This is a genomic window from Nitratireductor sp. GCM10026969, from assembly GCF_042660605.1.
GTDB lineage: Bacteria > Pseudomonadota > Alphaproteobacteria > Rhizobiales > Rhizobiaceae > Chelativorans.
In genome coordinates this window covers 33761-48664 of the sequence record NZ_JBHSUM010000006.1, presented here as the reverse complement: position 1 = coordinate 48664, position 14904 = coordinate 33761, and the positions used below count along the sequence as shown (strand labels likewise).

At 59.5% G+C, this 14904-nt stretch carries 16 protein-coding genes, 1 tRNA gene and 1 pseudogene; 10 read left to right on the top strand and 8 right to left on the bottom strand.

Annotation, left to right across the window (positions count from 1 at the left end; all coding sequences use genetic code 11):
* Positions 1-214 precede the first annotated feature (214 nt).
* From ACFP9U_RS03010 to ACFP9U_RS03000, 3 genes and pseudogenes are all read left to right on the top strand, one after another.
* Complete coding sequence (locus ACFP9U_RS03010) at positions 215-2158, top strand: ATP-dependent nuclease (protein ID WP_378618912.1); 1944 nt, start codon at positions 215-217, stop codon at positions 2156-2158.
* Positions 2155-3825, top strand: coding sequence for a UvrD-helicase domain-containing protein (locus ACFP9U_RS03005; protein WP_378618911.1), 1671 nt, complete (start codon positions 2155-2157; stop codon positions 3823-3825). Before ACFP9U_RS03010 ends, ACFP9U_RS03005 begins: the two co-directional genes overlap by 4 nt.
* Before the next feature lie 271 nt (positions 3826-4096).
* Positions 4097-4367 (top strand): annotated as a pseudogene (locus ACFP9U_RS03000) (transposase); the annotation flags it as partial.
* 131 nt (positions 4368-4498) lie between these two features.
* Here ACFP9U_RS03000 and ACFP9U_RS02995 read toward each other — a convergent pair.
* Complete coding sequence (locus ACFP9U_RS02995; RefSeq protein WP_378618909.1) at positions 4499-5395, bottom strand: LysR family transcriptional regulator; 897 nt, start codon at positions 5393-5395, stop codon at positions 4499-4501.
* A 177-nt stretch (positions 5396-5572) separates the two neighbouring features.
* On the opposite strand from ACFP9U_RS02995, the gene ACFP9U_RS02990 reads away from it, so the two are divergent.
* From ACFP9U_RS02990 to ACFP9U_RS02975, 4 genes are all read left to right on the top strand, one after another.
* Positions 5573-5875 (top strand): DUF1344 domain-containing protein, encoded by a 303-nt coding sequence (locus ACFP9U_RS02990; protein WP_378618907.1) that lies wholly within the window; start codon positions 5573-5575, stop codon positions 5873-5875.
* A gap of 88 nt (positions 5876-5963) precedes the next feature.
* Positions 5964-6587 (top strand): NAD(P)H:quinone oxidoreductase, encoded by a 624-nt coding sequence (gene wrbA, locus ACFP9U_RS02985; RefSeq protein ID WP_378618906.1) that lies wholly within the window; start codon positions 5964-5966, stop codon positions 6585-6587.
* Positions 6584-7456 carry a pirin family protein gene (locus tag ACFP9U_RS02980; protein ID WP_378618905.1) on the top strand — a complete coding sequence of 291 codons (873 nt, stop codon included), beginning with the start codon at positions 6584-6586 and terminating at the stop codon, positions 7454-7456. The genes wrbA and ACFP9U_RS02980 overlap by 4 nt, the downstream gene beginning before the upstream one ends.
* Before the next feature lie 343 nt (positions 7457-7799).
* Positions 7800-7991 (top strand): hypothetical protein, encoded by a 192-nt coding sequence (locus ACFP9U_RS02975; protein ID WP_378618904.1) that lies wholly within the window; start codon positions 7800-7802, stop codon positions 7989-7991.
* 424 nt (positions 7992-8415) lie between these two features.
* On the opposite strand, the gene ACFP9U_RS02970 is transcribed toward ACFP9U_RS02975, so the two are convergent.
* The 3 genes from ACFP9U_RS02970 to ACFP9U_RS02960 are packed head-to-tail and all read right to left on the bottom strand — an operon-like array spanning position 8416 to position 9683.
* On the bottom strand, positions 8416-8682 hold the full coding sequence (locus ACFP9U_RS02970) for a hypothetical protein (RefSeq protein WP_378618903.1): 267 nt from the start codon (positions 8680-8682) through the stop codon (positions 8416-8418).
* A complete protein-coding gene (locus tag ACFP9U_RS02965; protein ID WP_378618902.1) occupies positions 8670-9044 on the bottom strand; it encodes a thermonuclease family protein in 375 nt (124 codons plus the stop codon). Before ACFP9U_RS02965 ends, ACFP9U_RS02970 begins: the two co-directional genes overlap by 13 nt.
* Positions 9045-9050: 6 nt before the next feature.
* Positions 9051-9683 (bottom strand): hypothetical protein, encoded by a 633-nt coding sequence (locus tag ACFP9U_RS02960; protein ID WP_378618901.1) that lies wholly within the window; start codon positions 9681-9683, stop codon positions 9051-9053.
* Positions 9684-10012: 329 nt separating this feature from the next.
* Here ACFP9U_RS02960 and ACFP9U_RS02955 point away from each other — a divergent pair, with 329 nt between their 5' ends.
* Positions 10013-10348 (top strand): hypothetical protein, encoded by a 336-nt coding sequence (locus tag ACFP9U_RS02955; protein ID WP_378618900.1) that lies wholly within the window; start codon positions 10013-10015, stop codon positions 10346-10348.
* 264 nt (positions 10349-10612) lie between these two features.
* Here ACFP9U_RS02955 and ACFP9U_RS02950 read toward each other — a convergent pair whose 3' ends face one another.
* A complete protein-coding gene (locus tag ACFP9U_RS02950; protein WP_378618968.1) occupies positions 10613-10786 on the bottom strand; it encodes a YegP family protein in 174 nt (57 codons plus the stop codon).
* Between the two features lie 417 nt (positions 10787-11203).
* On the opposite strand from ACFP9U_RS02950, the gene ACFP9U_RS02945 reads away from it, so the two are divergent.
* Entirely contained in the window at positions 11204-11500 is a 297-nt protein-coding gene (locus ACFP9U_RS02945; RefSeq protein WP_378618899.1) for a hypothetical protein, read from the top strand.
* A gap of 332 nt (positions 11501-11832) precedes the next feature.
* Here the strand turns inward: ACFP9U_RS02945 and ACFP9U_RS02940 are convergent.
* Positions 11833-11908, bottom strand: a tRNA-Lys gene (locus ACFP9U_RS02940).
* A gap of 132 nt (positions 11909-12040) precedes the next feature.
* The gene (locus tag ACFP9U_RS02935) at positions 12041-12958 is read right to left on the bottom strand and encodes a PhzF family phenazine biosynthesis protein (protein WP_378618898.1); all 918 of its coding nucleotides are present in this window, start codon (positions 12956-12958) and stop codon (positions 12041-12043) included.
* Positions 12959-13322: 364 nt separating this feature from the next.
* Here ACFP9U_RS02935 and ACFP9U_RS02930 point away from each other — a divergent pair, with 364 nt between their 5' ends.
* Positions 13323-13790, top strand: a complete 468-nt coding sequence (locus ACFP9U_RS02930) for a BA14K family protein (protein ID WP_378618897.1) — start codon at positions 13323-13325, stop codon at positions 13788-13790.
* A gap of 87 nt (positions 13791-13877) precedes the next feature.
* Here ACFP9U_RS02930 and ilvC read toward each other — a convergent pair whose 3' ends face one another.
* A complete protein-coding gene (gene ilvC, locus ACFP9U_RS02925; protein ID WP_322450685.1) occupies positions 13878-14897 on the bottom strand; it encodes a ketol-acid reductoisomerase in 1020 nt (339 codons plus the stop codon).
* Positions 14898-14904 lie beyond the last annotated feature (7 nt).

Here is a 14904-nt window from a genome sequence, read left to right as displayed (position 1 = left end):
CTTTGCGATCGCGGACGTAAAGCGGAGATTGATTCCGGCAATATCGGGGCCGGAACCTGACAGTCAGCTTTCGGACAGACAAAACTGTTAGCAGACGTTCGAATTGCGATTCGAAGGATCCATGGCCGCTATCGACAGCGTGAGATTGGCAATTTGACGCGATTACCTTCCGCTATCCATGATGGTTTGCTATCATCTATCGGGGGGACAAATTATGAAACTCGTTCGTTTGCGGCTGAGCAATTTCCGGTCCTTTGGCCCCACAGCCAGCACCATTGACCTTACCGATATGACTTTCCTGCTCGGACCAAACGGCGCGGGCAAGACTGTCGTGCTGCAAGCGCTGGGGAGGATGTTTAGTCTGGACCCAGGGCAACGGAAAATCCGGAGATCGGACTTTCATGTCCCCCATGACGAGAAGGAATCTCCCCTCGAGCGACAGCTCTGGATTGAGGCTGATTTCGAATTTCCAGAACTACTTGTCGACGACGGTACGCCCAAGCCTGCTGTACCGGGTGCTTTTGCCCATATGCAGCTTGAAGCACCAGAAGGCCCGGCTCAGGTGCGTTTCCGCCTGAAAGCAACCCTCGACCAAGACGGTGAAATTGAGGAGAACTTCACCAACGTCCAAAAGGTCGATGCAAATGGTCAGCCCACGATCGAAAGTCGGGTGGCCAAGCAGGAACGCAGCAGCATTCAGGTTCATTATCTGCCGGCTCGCCGGGACCCGGCCGACCACATTTCCTATTCGGCTACTGCCCTTCTTGGTCGCGTGCTGAGATCGGCGATCTGGGCCACCGAACGTGTAGTCATCGAGGGTCTTACTGAGCAGATCAGCGCGGCATTGGCTGGTAATGCAGCCATGACCAGCGTAACCGAGGCTTTATCCAACGCTTGGAGCAGCCTGCATACAGGAAGCCATTTCAACAACCCATCGGTCTTTTTTGGCCGCAATGAGATTGAAGCGCTGTTGCGCCATATGAGCGTGGTGTTTGCTCCTGGACATGATGAAGCGAGCGTTGACTTTTCACGCCTCAGCGACGGACAGCAATCGATTCTGTACTTGTCCATCGTGCTAGGGGTTCACCATCTCAACCAGCGCGTTTTGGCAGGTGAGCTGAAAACTGAGTTCGATGTCGACAAACTTCGCCCGGCGGTTTTCAACCTAATCGCGGTGGAAGAGCCAGAAAATAGTCTGTCTCCCCACTACCTCGGACGCGTTGTCGCCAGCCTAACCGAGTTCTCGAAGGGGCAAGATGCGCAGGCTCTCTTGGCGACCCATTCAGCCTCAATAATGCGCCGCATCGACCCAAAGAACGTTCGTTATCTGCGTCTGGCAACCGACCGCACGACCCGAGTGCGAACGATCGAGCTTCCTAACAAGGAGAAAGACGCTGACGCCCATAAATTCGTGCGTGAAGCGGTCCAGGCTTTTCCGGAGCTCTATTTTTCGCGCTATGTGATCCTTGGTGAGGGCGATAGCGAAGAAGTAGTTCTGCCGCGGCTCATCAGCGCTGCCGGCACCAAGATAGACGATGCATCCATCTCGGTGGTGCCGCTTGGCGGAAGGCACGTAAATCACTTCTGGCGCCTCCTACATGGACTGGAGATCCCCTTCGTAACTCTCCTTGACCTCGATTTAGCACGTTTCGACGGTGGGTGGGGGCGAGTACGATATGCCTGTCAGCAATTGCTCGCATATGCCGATGTAAACGCAACTGGCTTAACGGCAGACCACATAAAGAAATTCACTGCCTGGAATGCTGAACCTCGGTTGATGGCCGATACCGGAGGGTGGCTAAACTGGCTAGAAGGCCAAGGAGTTTTCTTCTCGTCACCGCTCGATCTCGACTACGCAATGATGATGGCATTTCCGAGTGCATACGAGGTTGATGCTGAAGAATTGGGTGCGCCGGAAGACGACACTCTCAAGTCCGTTCTGGGCAAAAAACACGATACTGTGACGGGCCAGTATGATGCTGAGCAGTTGTCTTACTTCGATGCCTATCACCGGCGGTTCAAAATCGGCAGCAAGCCAGTATGGCATATCCGGGCAATGTCCGAACTTAGTGACGACGCGCTCGTGGCCAATTTGCCCGGCTCCGTCAAGCGCCTTGTCGAGCATGCCTTAGCTGCTCTTAAGGCGATACCCGAATGATCACTGCTGATCGGTGGATGCCGGCCGATGGTCTTGTTCTCGAACCAAACGCGCTCGTTGCTGCCAAGACTGTCGATGGAAATCTCGCCCTGACCGCGGGTCCCGGCGCCGGGAAAACGGAGGTGCTTGCCCAGCGTGCCGATTTCCTGCTGCGCACTGCCACGTGTCGCTATCCCAGTCGTATTCTCGCTATCTCTTTCAAGGTCGACGCAAGCCAGAATCTGAAGAACAGGGTCAGGCTTCGGTGTGGTCACGAGCTGGCGAGTCGTTTCGACAGCTACACGTTTCATGCTTTTGCAAAGCGAATCATCGACCGATTTCGGACGGCACTGACGGATGCAGATCAACTCGATGTGGACTACAGTATCGGCCCGAGACGCGTGCAACGTCAGTCAATCACCTACAACGACATGGTGCCACTGGCCACGACCATTGTGCAGACCAACACGATTGCCCGAAACGCCATTCGGCACACATACAGCCACGTGTTCCTTGATGAGTTCCAGGACTGCACCAAGGAGCAATACCAGCTGATTTTGAGTTGTTTTTTCGGTTCCCACGCAAAGCTGACCGCGGTGGGCGACACCAAGCAGAAGATCATGGGATGGGCAGGCGCACTCGAGGGCATCTTCAAGGATTTTGCGGCAGATTTCGGTGCCACACCCTTGAGCCTTTACCAGAATTTCCGCTCCAAGCCGCGGCTTCGCAGAATGCAGAACGCGATGGTTAGGACGATGGACCCTGCCGCCGCGGTTGATGATGCTGCCTTGCCTGGGGACGCGGGCACAATCCAAGTCATCCAAGCCACAGACGCAGTCCACGAGGCAGAACTTCTCGCGGCCTCGATAAAGAGCCGGATTGATGACGATGGTATTGCACCTTCAGAGATCGCAATCCTTGTCAGCCGTGATCAGCCATATTTCTGCCAACGACTGCGCGTGGCATTCAAGGCCCAAGGCATTCCGTTTCGGGAGGAGGATAGCACGCAGGATTTCGCCTCCGAGCCAGTCGTTAAGGTCATTACCGACCTACTTCTTGTCGCCGGTACGACTGCCAGCGCCGACGCGCACCGGCGGCTCATAGATGCGATGGTCTACAGCCAGGCGATGGACGAGGAGCAGGAATACCGCGCCCGGTCTCGTTGGACGAGATTTGTCGCGGATACGCGAAGCGCCATAGCTCAAGGAGCGATTGCAAAGGGCGATCGTGCAGGACTTCGAGCGATCGTGGATCATCTCGTCGATGTCGTTGGTCGAGACACTATCGTCGCCATGTCGGCCGACTATTCCCAAGGCAGCCGGCTCAACGATCTAGTCCAGGCTGCGATCGACCGTCTGCACGAAGTTCTCGCGCAAGAAGACGACGTCGGTGTCGCCCTCTCCGCATTCTCAGCTGATCGGGCGGTACGCATCATGTCGATCCATAAGAGCAAGGGGCTCGAATTCGATACTGTGGTGGTGATGGGTATCGAAAAGGAAACCTTCTGGGGGAAATCTGTCGACGAGCGATCTGCTTTCTTTGTCGCCATCTCGCGGGCTAGGCAGCAGCTGATTTTGACGGTCGTGTCAAATCGAGAGCGGCCTGCAAGCTTTCCCGCGCATCGGCGTTGGGATGTTTTTCGCCAGCCTCATGCTGAGTTTCTCGGGTATGCCATCCAATACCGATAGGTGCCGGGAATCGAGTTGTGCCAGTCGGCCGCGGCGTCAGCTTTAGAACCATTTGCCAGAGCGTCTCAACGTCCGAAATGAGGGCGCGAACCTGTAGTTCGTAAGGCGTGGCAGGAACGACCGGAAAGGGCTCTGAGCGGTCACCCAAGGCTGGCACGCAGAACGATCTGTTTGCGGGAAGAAGCCGCCTTTCGGGGTTAAAGCGTTCTGATCTTGCCCGGGTTTGGTGGACACCCATGATAGGCTTTCGAGCCAACGGAGGGAGTGTCCGATGGAGAAGAAGAAGCGCCGGTATTTTCCCGACGAGTTCAAGCGGCAGGTGACGGAGCGCGTAGAGACAAGCGGGCTTTCGGTCATGGATGTTGCGGCGGAGCTGGGCGTCCACGAGACGTAGTTGCGTCGTTGGATACGCCAGTTCGGCAAGGCGGGGACGGGGTCTGCGCGGCGCCCCATCACGTAGGCGCAGAGCCCGTCCCCGGCCCGACCTGGCGGCGGAGAACGCCCGGTTGAAGCGGGAGTTGCAAAAGGCCCAGACGGAGCGCTTGCTTGCCCCCTCGGCCGCGGCTGATCGCATTCCGGGTTGCTTCTCTGTTCGCTCGCCTGGCTGAAATTCCTTGGGAGCCGCCGTCGCCAGCTCCTCCCTGCATGGGTCCTGAGAGGTTCAAAACCCTGATTAACGCCTGCGTTCGCGCAGAAAATCGATCAGCACCCTTAGTGCCGGCCGCATCTGCCGGCGGCTCGGGTAGTACAGAAAGAACCGGTCCACTGGCGGCGGCGCCCATTCGTCGAGAAGTGTCACAAGCTGACCCGCATCGAGTTCTCGGGCAACGACTTGTCGCGGTAGCTGAAAAAGCCCCATGCCCTCAACCGCAGCCCGTACCAGCATTTTTGTCGCGTTGGCGGTGAGGCGTGCATCCACGTGTACCTCGACCGGCCGGCCCTTCACATGGAAACGCCAGGGATATGTTGCCCCGTTTGGCAGGCGAACACTGAAGCAGTTATGCTCGGCCAGTTCCTGCAGCGTCCTTGGTTCGCCACGTTCGGACAGATAGCGCGGCGAGGCGACAACCACGATCGGAATTTCATCGCTGATACGCACGGCAATCATATCACGTTCAAGCCGCTCGCCCGGCCGGATTCCAGCATCGAAGCGTTGGGCGACAATGTCGACCAGCCCGCTGTCGACAGATATATCGAGACTGATCTCAGGGTAGCGTTCGAGAAATGACGGAAGCACCGGCTCAAGGACGGAGTCCGCTGCCGGCGGGGCCACTGTCAGCCGCAGGAGACCCGCGGGCTTGTCGCGGAACTCATTCGTGGACTCCAGCGCAGTCCGGTAGTCGTCGAGCACGGGACGCAGCCGCTGAAGCAGGTGCTCGCCGGCTATCGTCGGGCTTACGGAGCGCGTGGTGCGCTCGACAAGCCGCACCCCCAGGCGCTCTTCCAGGTTACGCACCAACGCGCTGACGCGCGGGGGCGAGAGGCCCAGCTGTTTCGCCGCCCTTGTAAAGCTCTTTTGCTCCAGGACAGCGACGAAGGCGTTTGCCTCTGCAAAATTGGGCGCTGTCATCATGTCTCACTATTCGGAATTCCAACACAGTCCATTTTGATTATTTCATATTATCCGTTTGGCATCGCGAGTCCATATTCGTGACCAGAGAGGCGGCCGAACCAAACGGCTCTTCTCAGCCAGCTTCCAACAGCACTGGCTTGTCCATCTCTGAACACGAAACCATAGGAGCTAACCATGCGTACGATTCTTGCCGCGGCTGTTGCCGCTTCCGTCATGACCGCTGCCTCAATTGCCTCTGCCGGTACCTTTACCAGCACCGGCGTGATCGAGAGCCTGAGCAGCAAGGCAAACACCGTCCACCTTCGCAACGGGGACGCCTACCAGCTGCCCGCCCATGTAAATCTCTCCGGCCTGACTGCGGGTCAGCGGGTCCACGTCAGCTGGGACCGGCAGACCCCCTCGAGCATCGACGACCCTCGCAACAGCGACGAGACGATTTGGCTGCTCGATGCGACCGGCATCCAACGTGCCAACTGAACGGCGCATAGGCAATGGCGTGGCGCCGAAGCCACGCCATTGCCACGGCGATGAGGACCCACGTCAAGCAGAACGAAGGATTGCGACGATGACGAAAGTTTTGATTCTCTACTATTCGGCCTACGGACATCTCGAGACGATGGCTGAGGCTGTTGCCGAAGGAGCGCGCGCGACCGGCGCCGAGGCGACCATTCGCCGGGTGCCCGAGCTCGTTCCGGAGGAGATCGCGCGCAAGAGCGGCATGCGTCTCGACCAGGCAGCGTCCATCGCAACCGTCGATGAGCTGGCCGACTATGATGCGATTGTCGTCGGCACGGGAACACGCTTTGGGCGCATCTCTTCGCAGATGGCGAGTTTCCTTGATCAGGCGGGCGGCCTGTGGGCCCGTGACGCCCTGGTTGGGAAGGTCGGCGCGGCGTTCACGTCGACGGCCAGCCAGCACGGCGGACAGGAGACAACGCTCTTCTCAATCCTCACCAACCTCCTGCATTTCGGCATGACGATCGTGGGTCTCGATTACGGCTTCAAGTCACAGCTTGGGGTCGACGATGTGAGAGGCGGCTCACCCTATGGGCCGACAACGATCGCCGGCGCCGATGGCAGCCGGGCGGTCCACGAGGAGGAACAGGCCGCTGCCCGTCACCTGGGCCGGCGTGTTGCCCAGACAGCCGCCAAGCTCGCTGCCCCCAAACTTGAAGGAAGCTCGGCATGACACGGCGCAATGTAGCCTCCATTCGGCCCGCCCCGCGGCACGACGTCGGAAGTCTCTTTTCCCATCTCCCCATTTCCGACCCGACCGATAGGCAACTCGATCCGTTCCTGATTCTCGGTCATCATGGTCCGCAAGTCTTCGAGGCCGGTAACCATGGCATGCCGTTCGACGACCATCCGCACCGTGGCTTTGAAACCGTGACTTTCATTCTCGACGGGTCTCTCGTCCACTCCGATTCGAGTGGCCATCACCGTGCAATCGAGAAAGGCGGCGTCCAATGGATGACCGCCGGTTCCGGTGTGATCCATAACGAGCAGGTGCCTCCCGCCTTCCGTAAGGAGGGTGGATCCCTGGAAATCCTGCAGCTCTGGGTGAACCTGCCCTCAAATCTGAAGTGGGTTCCTCCACGCTACACGGGCGTACAGCGCGATACGCTTCCCGCTGTTCCGCTACCCAGCGGCGCGGCGACGCTGAACCTGGTCGCGGGGCAGTTTGGTGAGACAATCGGGCCGATAGACTCCCTCACCGGCATCTTTATGTCCAACATCGAACTTCGAACCGGCGCACACGTCGAACTGCCGGTCCCGCGAGGACGTACGATCCTCTTTTATATCGTGCGGGGTAACGTAGTCATCGAGGGCCACGCGGCATCCCAGCGCGACCTAGTCATCTTCGGCGATGATGGCGACACGATCAGCTTTGAGGCCGGCTCAGACGCGCTCGTCCTTTTCGCCCATGGCGATCCAATCGGCGAGCCCGTGGCGGCGCGCGGACCGTTCGTCATGAACACTGACGAAGAGATCGAGCAGGCATTTCGGGACTACCGGACCGGCGCGTTCAAGTCTGCTGAGACTGCCGAAATCGAATGATCCATCGTGACGAATTCGCATAGATCGGCGTTTATTTTCTCCTCGTCATGCGCAAGCAAAGGTGGATGCTGATCACGGCTGTATTGCCGTGACCAGCATCCTCATGACATGGCCGCCCCGCCACTTGCCGTTGCCAAGCGGCGGGGGTCGATGAGAGTTTCAGGCTGTCAGGCAGAAGCGGCCTCTTCCGCCATACCGGCAAGTTCCTCACTCACTGCTCGGCCGCCGCGTACCTGGTTGACCTTATTGCCGCAGATTACCTGATGCGGATCCTCACCCTCGTGCACGACGCGCTGCGGGCGCTGTTCAATTTCGGGAAGCCCAGCTCGCTTGACATTGCCGGATGGGCAAATCGCGTGAAGCAGATCGACGCAAATTTGAGGCGTGTGCGAGCTTCCCCGCTATTGGTATGGTCCAGACTCCGGCCGCCGGACTGACCCGGCCTGATGGTCACGTGGCCTGGGTTGGAGACGGGACCACGAAAGGGTTGGCCGACGCTCTGTTCACCTGGTTTGGACCACCTACTTCAGCCTAGCACCCGGAACCTCTCCAATTTTTGGGCGACCGCCAACCTCTCCTGAGTCTCACTACCCGTGCCCGTCATGGCCCTTCATGGCCTGAACTAGCAATGTCTGCTTTCGGGCAACGGCAATGCTTGCCTTTACGGCCGATCTTAGGGCGCATAGCCGCCGCTCAGCCTCTTCCTAACCAATTCCGGATTCCATGCGACTGCGACATTCCTGCGGCGGCTGTCGTACTTGTCTTCTGAGCGCTACACCTCACTGCCGAATGCCACGCTCGATCTGGAGACGCTGGTGGTGACGCGCGGCCGGGCGTTCCCGATCGGGTTGCTCAACACGCGCCCTTCGCTGCCCCCGCTGCGGATCGAGGAATATCCAGGTACTCCTCAACTTTGCGTCGGTCGACGGCCGGGCGAGGAAGGCGGCGACTCCTCGGGGCTAGCTCGGCCAGGCCAGGCGCTCCATCTCGTTGAGCAGTTCCGAGATCTGTTCGGCTTCGAGTTTCCCGTCAGTGCCCATGAACTCAGCCATTTCCAGAGCCGCAAAGCGAAGCTCGAACAGATCGATGAGAGCGCTGGCTCGCTGAACGTCCGATATCCGGCTCGTGACCCTCAGAAGAAGACGCCGGCAACGGGCATGATCAAGCGGCTTGTCTGCATTGATCAGTTCACGCAGCTCCGCAATCGCGTCGGTCACTTGCACCATGAGGTCTGTTTTCCCGGTCGCCAAACCACTACGTAGCCGTCCCTGAGTAGGACTTCCCCGGCGGTCTCCCCATTCGGCAATCTTACCCAGACGAGCGAACGTCCCCAGCGATCCCTTACGCCGGAATCTTCAACCTGTACATCCTGGCGCAGCAGCTCCTCCAGTCGACGCTTTGCCTGCTCGCCAAGGAATTTCTCCTGCTGGCACACCGGACTATAAATCTCCGGTGTGTCCACTCCGGACTTGTTCGGTGCGCCCGGTCCCATGATGCGCATGTTCTCGCCGTTGCATTTGATCGTGTCGCCGTCGACGGCCGAGAGGGAGAGGCAGGCGAGGATCGCGATGGAGGCAAGGGTAGACACCCGCTTCTATACTCCTGACCGCACCCGCTCTGAGTTCGTCAACGCCTCGCCGAGCCGCCCCACCGTTTCCTTGACCGCCTGTTCGGCCGCCTCTGTAAGTGCTGCCGAACCACCTTCACAGAACCCTCCAGCGGTGCCTTGAGCATTTCCGTCACCACCGACAGTGGTACCGAGAAGGCGACCACGCCGGCCATCAACTACGATGGAAGCAGCAAGCTCGACTTCGGTTTCCATGCCGGCGACCCAGAATCCCGGCACAACCCTTAGGCGCCCGTTCACTTCTTCGCCGCGCACCATGATCATTGCACGCGCGCCTCGCGCGGGAAGCTCGCTGCGGTCGACAGGGATGTCCACCATTTCGACCGTCTCGACGAGATTTGCAAAGGTTTTCCTGACCGAGCCGGTAAAGCCGCTGGACAGCGCCAACGGGTATGAATGAGCTGCGCAATTGAAATCTGACGGCTTTATCGTCTTGTTGAGTTTGTTGCCGTCTACATAGAGAAGGTATTTGCCCGGCAACTTACCGTCGTACGATGAGTAGACGTTGTAGGCGGCGACCGACAGCGGCTCAGCCGTGTACTGGCACCCCGTCAGCGCAATGCAGACGCCTGCGACTGCCGCAATTGTAGAGAGTTTCATTATTCCCCGCTCCCTTAGCCCACCGCGAACCTGCCGCAACCGTTGCGAGTGGTCAAGGCGCATTGCAGCGCCGATCCATGTGCGGCGCCTGGGCAAGATCAGGATGATGCGCAAAGGCGATCTGGAGAATTGACTAGACTTTAATATGTGAACTCACATATAGACTTAAGTAAATATGCGAATTCGCATAATGATACCGGAATACCGCATTACTAAAACGGTAGAACGGTAGAGAATTTTTCATGAAATATACTGTTGCGTTGCATGTGGAATCGACATACTGTCTCTATGCCGACCGCGTTGTGCGGTGCGGATATTGGAGGTTTGTGATGAATGTTTATGTTGATGACTGCAGCGCCACCATCCCCCACATGATTCAGATTTGGACCGCGCTTGAACACACCGCGGGAAACCTAGCTCCGATGCCTGATGAGGTGATGGATCACATAACGGGTGCCATTGGCGACATTCGGCGGGAGATCATCGGCGCACCCGCTACCAACCGCGCTGAAGCACTGGCAAAGCTGCATTTCGTGGCCACGCTGCTTTCTGATGAGCAGAACGACATGGGCGTGCATCTGGACGAATTGCGACTTGTTGCCGAGGATTTGGATCGGGTGAATGCGTTGGAGCGGGAGGCTTGTGGATTGGGCGCCGCTGCCTAAAGCCACCCAAAGCACCATCACCACCACCACCGCACCACCACGGCACTATTCACGCGGTCAGCCGGCAAGTGAAAACCAAGCGTCGATAACCGCGTGTGCCCCGTCGCCTTCGGGCGGCGGGGCTTTTGCGAACAGTGTGGATTGTTCACAGATACTACTCTGACAATTGGCAGACCTTACCACGCGGCGGAAAGGCGCCTTCCAAAGAGCCGATCTAGGAACCCCACCGGGTTTGGCGCACGGTAGTGTTCTTTGTTACTGCCTTTACGAATTGTCTTCGATTGGAGCGCCAGGGCCGTTCTTTTTGATCGAATCGATAGCGTTCTGAGCGCTGCCTTTGCTGGAATAGCCCTCGGTCGAGAACATGATCTCGCTATTGTATTTGAAGCGGACGCGATACTCGCCAGCCTTGTCCTTGTATATCTCGAATTTGTGCACGGTTTCTAAGCCCTCCTGACAACCGTTGGTACGGTGGCAGAACCTTAGCTGGCTGTAGGCAACCGTCAACAGTGCATTGGCGCATTCGCTACAAGGTGCACTAAACGCTGCGTAGTGATCGGGGAATGGCTTAAGGCGCCCTAACCACCACCACCCACCACAGTCGCGCCCCGCTGGCACTACACGGCGGGGCCTTTTTCGTGCGCCACAGAAATCACGGAACACCCCTCGCCAGTTGCCGTTCGCCATGGTGAAGGGACCTAATTATGGCAAAAACGGCAATGCAAGGCGGGTATACGTTCGGCACATTGTCAGCTGAACACAGACGGCTTTTCCGGGACCATCCCCTATTCCAAGTGGATCAACAGGATCGCTTCCAAGACCTCCTGGCGCAGTTGGAACAAGCCGAAGAGGACGATGGCGAGAAGGATGAGGATGACTCTTGAGGGCGGCGCTGCATCCTACCTCGCGGCCGGGTTTTTCGTGCGCCATCACTTTGATAGCCTGCGAGTGCTGAACAACGAGGCAGTCATGTCCCAGCAGAAACATCCGCCTGTAGGCGTCCACCCTGACTTACCCCTAACAACCGGGGAGCGGAAAGCAGCGGACACGGATGCGGCCGCAAGGAAGATAATCGCCGCCGAACGGGAGAGTCAGGAGGCCAAGGCTGAGCGCCTGCGCAAGGCACGGTTGGCGAAAGAGGCCACAGAGTGAACCTAGCTCAAGCCGCGTGGCATTATGTGCCCCAACGCCTTCGGGCGGCGGGGTTTTACGAATTCGCTGCCGCAAAAGAAAAAGCCCGCTGCCGGGAGGAGGGTGGCAGCGGGCTCTAATTCGATTGCGGTGCGGGAGGAGGTGCACCGCTTTCGGCGTCGGCATCGCATCTGGGAGGAGTAGATGGCCGACATCCCCGCACTTAGGAAGTGTCCCGGCAAAGGGCAAGACGTACGGATTGTCGCAGGGATTACATTCGCACCAAGTGGCGACCCGGTGGCGACACGCGCCCTGCCCTATTCGCCAACTCTTTACTAAGTCTTTGACTTAATTGGTGGGTGATACAGGGCTCGAACCTGTGACCCGCTGATTAAGAGTCAGCTGCTCTACCAACTGAGCTAATCACCCGCCACGGCGCGCTACGCCGTAGAATGCCGCGCTCATTAGCGCGTTTGCCGGGGGCATGCAAGCCCTTCTCAGCGTGACCCGCGACAGGCCCGACAGCGGCCGTCACACACATTAGGAAGGCCTCAGCCGCATTCAAACAAAGAGCCGGCCTTCGGCCACCTTCACCGCGCCGCCGCCGATTCGCGCGGCCTCGATGGCGCCGCCGGCCACGTCGATCTCCAGGCGGATCCGCGAGGGGCGACCCATTTCGACGCCCTGTTCGATCCAGTAGCGATGCGCGCCGTCCACGGGCTCGTCATACATCAGCACCGCGCCAGCGAAGGCTGCCGCCGCCGATCCCGTCGCCGGATCCTCGGGAATGCCCGCCCCCGGTGCGAACATGCGGGCATGGAAGGCGCAATCATGGTTCACCGTCTCGCGACAGTAGACATAGGCATCGCTGAGCACGGCTCCTATGCGCGGCGCCAGTTCCTCCCACAAACCGGCATCGAGCCGCGCCCGCCCCGCTGCCTCGAGATTGGCGACCGGCACGCAGATATAGGGCACGCCGGCGGTCCAGCCGCTGATGGCATGATTCTCGAACCCGATCTCGTGGTGGGCAAGGCCAAGTGCGGCGGCCACCACTTCCGCCGGCACATCGAGGGCGAACGGCTCGGGGGTGCGCGGCAGGTCGAATTCGGCAAAAGCCGCCCCGTTGGCGGTCGAGACGGCGCAGCGAACCGGGCCGACATTTTCCTCCAGAACGATAATCGACGTGCGCTCGGCCTGCCCGATCTCGCCCACCCGCTCGGAAAGCGCAACTGCGGTGCCGACGGTGGGATGGCCGGCAAAGGGCAGTTCCTGGCGCGGCGTGAAGATGCGGATCCGTGCCGTGTGGAAGGGGTGTTCCGGCGGGGTGACGAAAACCGTCTCCGACAGGTTGAACTCCGCCGCGATGGCCTGCATCCGCTCCGTATCGAGCCCTTCACCGTCGAGCACGATGGCCAGGGGATTGCCCGCCAACCCCGTCCGGGTGAAAACGTCGTAAAGAAGATATCGCCGCGTAGCCAAAAGTCTCCCCTTCCCTGGTGATTTCCGGTCGGCATCGGCTGCACCGCCCACCCGAGACTAGCATTTCTCCCCTGATTTATAGCCGGACTTCGCCGGGGCCGCACGTGCGGAGGAAAGGGTGATCGGTTGATTGAGCGGAGAGACAAAACTTTAAGTAGAAATGGAAAGATGTCTTTTGACACTCAGGGCAGGCAAAAGTGATTCTTTGGCTGAGTTCAGTGAGAATACCGGGCCGCCATCGCTAACGAAACATTACAAAACGCAACTTTTGCGTTCATTTGGCATTCATCCACCAGGTGCTAGCGTACGCTCACGATAAACCTTGTGGGCTTGGACGATAGTACGTGAAGATCGGAGTATCCCAATGAAACGCATCCTTTCCCATCTTGTCATGTCCGGGCTTTTCGCGCTCGGACTCGCCGCCGCTGTTCCCGCGGCCCAGGCTTCGCCGGCTTCTGTGGGTGCGGCCACGGTGAATGCGGTCATCAATGCCGAAACCGCCGGCAACCCCAATCTGGTCGAGGTTGGCGATCATCGGCGTCACAAGCACTGGCGCAAGCACCACCGTGGCGATCATCGTTGGCGCAAGCACCACCGGCGCGATTACGACTGGCGCCGTCACAGCCGGCCGCGGAGCGGCATCTATTTCGAGTTCGGCACGGCGCCGCGCTACGCCCGGCCGCGCTATGTGCGCCCCGCGCCGGCCTACCGGCTCAGCCGCGCGCATGTCGGTTGGTGCTACGACAGGTACCGTTCCTATCGGGCCTCGGACAACACCTTCCAGCCCTACAACGGACCCCGCAGGCAGTGCGTCTCACCTTATATGCGCTGACCTGACGGCCCAGCAAAAAGGCGGTGCCGAACATGGCACCGCCTTTTCCTTTCCGCGGGAGAGCGTCTTTCCCGTCTGAGCCCCGGCTCAGTTCTTTTCCTTGTCCACCAGCTTGTTCTGGGCGATCCACGGCATCATGCCGCGCAGCTTCTCGCCCACTTCCTCGATCTGGTGCGAATCGTTCAGGCGCCGGGTGGCCTTGAAGCGGGCCGCGCCCGAGTGCCACTCCTGCATCCATTCGGCGGTGAACCTGCCGGTCTGAATGTCGTTCAGGATGCGCTTCATCTCGGCCTTGGTCTCTTCGGTGATGATGCGCGGCCCGGAGACATACTCGCCCCACTCGGCGGTGTTGGAGATCGAATAGTTCATGTTCGCGATGCCGCCCTCGTAGATCAGATCGACGATCAGCTTCACCTCGTGCAGGCACTCGAAATAGGCCATTTCCGGCGCGTACCCGGCTTCCACCAGCGTCTCGAAGCCGGCGCGGATCAGTTCGACAAGCCCGCCGCACAGCACCACCTGTTCGCCGAAGAGGTCGGTCTCGCACTCCTCGCGGAAGGTCGTCTCGATGACGCCCGAGCGTCCGCCGCCCACACCGCAGGCATAGGAAAGACCGAGGTCGAGCGCATTGCCCGAAGCGTCGTGATGCACCGCCACCAGGCACGGCACGCCGCCGCCGCGCTGATATTCGCTGCGCACCGTATGCCCCGGCCCCTTCGGCGCAACCATCAGGACGTCAACCGTGTTCTTCGGCTCGATCAGGCCGAAATGCACGTTCAGCCCGTGCGCGAAGGCGATCGCCGCCCCATCGCGGATGTTGGGCGCTATCTCGGCATTGTAGATGCCGGCCTGCAGCTCGTCCGGCGTGGCCATCATCATCAGGTCGGCCCAGCCGGCGGCCTCCGCCACTGTCATCACCTTGAAGCCGTCGGCCTCGGCCTTCTTGGCCGTGCCGGAGCCCGCGCGCAGCGCCACGGCGACATCCTTCACGCCGGAGTCCTTCAGGTTGAGCGCATGCGCGCGGCCCTGGCTGCCATAGCCGATGATGGCGACCTTCTTCGACTTGATGAGGTTCAGATCGGCATCGCGATCGTAATAGACACGCATCCTTCGT

Excerpts from the sequence above, each read along its gene's own strand:
- ACFP9U_RS03010 (WP_378618912.1), top strand. The coding sequence starts at position 215 with ATGAAACTCGTTCGTTTGCGGCTGAGCAATTTCCGGTCCTTTGGCCCC.
- ACFP9U_RS03005 (WP_378618911.1), top strand. The coding sequence starts at position 2,155 with ATGATCACTGCTGATCGGTGGATGCCGGCCGATGGTCTTGTTCTCGAA.
- ACFP9U_RS02995 (WP_378618909.1), bottom strand. The coding sequence starts at position 5,395 with ATGACAGCGCCCAATTTTGCAGAGGCAAACGCCTTCGTCGCTGTCCTG.
- ACFP9U_RS02990 (WP_378618907.1), top strand. The coding sequence starts at position 5,573 with ATGCGTACGATTCTTGCCGCGGCTGTTGCCGCTTCCGTCATGACCGCT.
- wrbA (WP_378618906.1), top strand. The coding sequence starts at position 5,964 with ATGACGAAAGTTTTGATTCTCTACTATTCGGCCTACGGACATCTCGAG.
- ACFP9U_RS02980 (WP_378618905.1), top strand. The coding sequence starts at position 6,584 with ATGACACGGCGCAATGTAGCCTCCATTCGGCCCGCCCCGCGGCACGAC.
- ACFP9U_RS02975 (WP_378618904.1), top strand. The coding sequence starts at position 7,800 with ATGGGCAAATCGCGTGAAGCAGATCGACGCAAATTTGAGGCGTGTGCG.
- ACFP9U_RS02970 (WP_378618903.1), bottom strand. The coding sequence starts at position 8,682 with ATGGTGCAAGTGACCGACGCGATTGCGGAGCTGCGTGAACTGATCAAT.
- ACFP9U_RS02960 (WP_378618901.1), bottom strand. The coding sequence starts at position 9,683 with ATGAAACTCTCTACAATTGCGGCAGTCGCAGGCGTCTGCATTGCGCTG.
- ACFP9U_RS02955 (WP_378618900.1), top strand. The coding sequence starts at position 10,013 with ATGAATGTTTATGTTGATGACTGCAGCGCCACCATCCCCCACATGATT.
- ACFP9U_RS02945 (WP_378618899.1), top strand. The coding sequence starts at position 11,204 with ATGGCGAGAAGGATGAGGATGACTCTTGAGGGCGGCGCTGCATCCTAC.
- ACFP9U_RS02930 (WP_378618897.1), top strand. The coding sequence starts at position 13,323 with ATGAAACGCATCCTTTCCCATCTTGTCATGTCCGGGCTTTTCGCGCTC.
- ilvC (WP_322450685.1), bottom strand. The coding sequence starts at position 14,897 with ATGCGTGTCTATTACGATCGCGATGCCGATCTGAACCTCATCAAGTCG.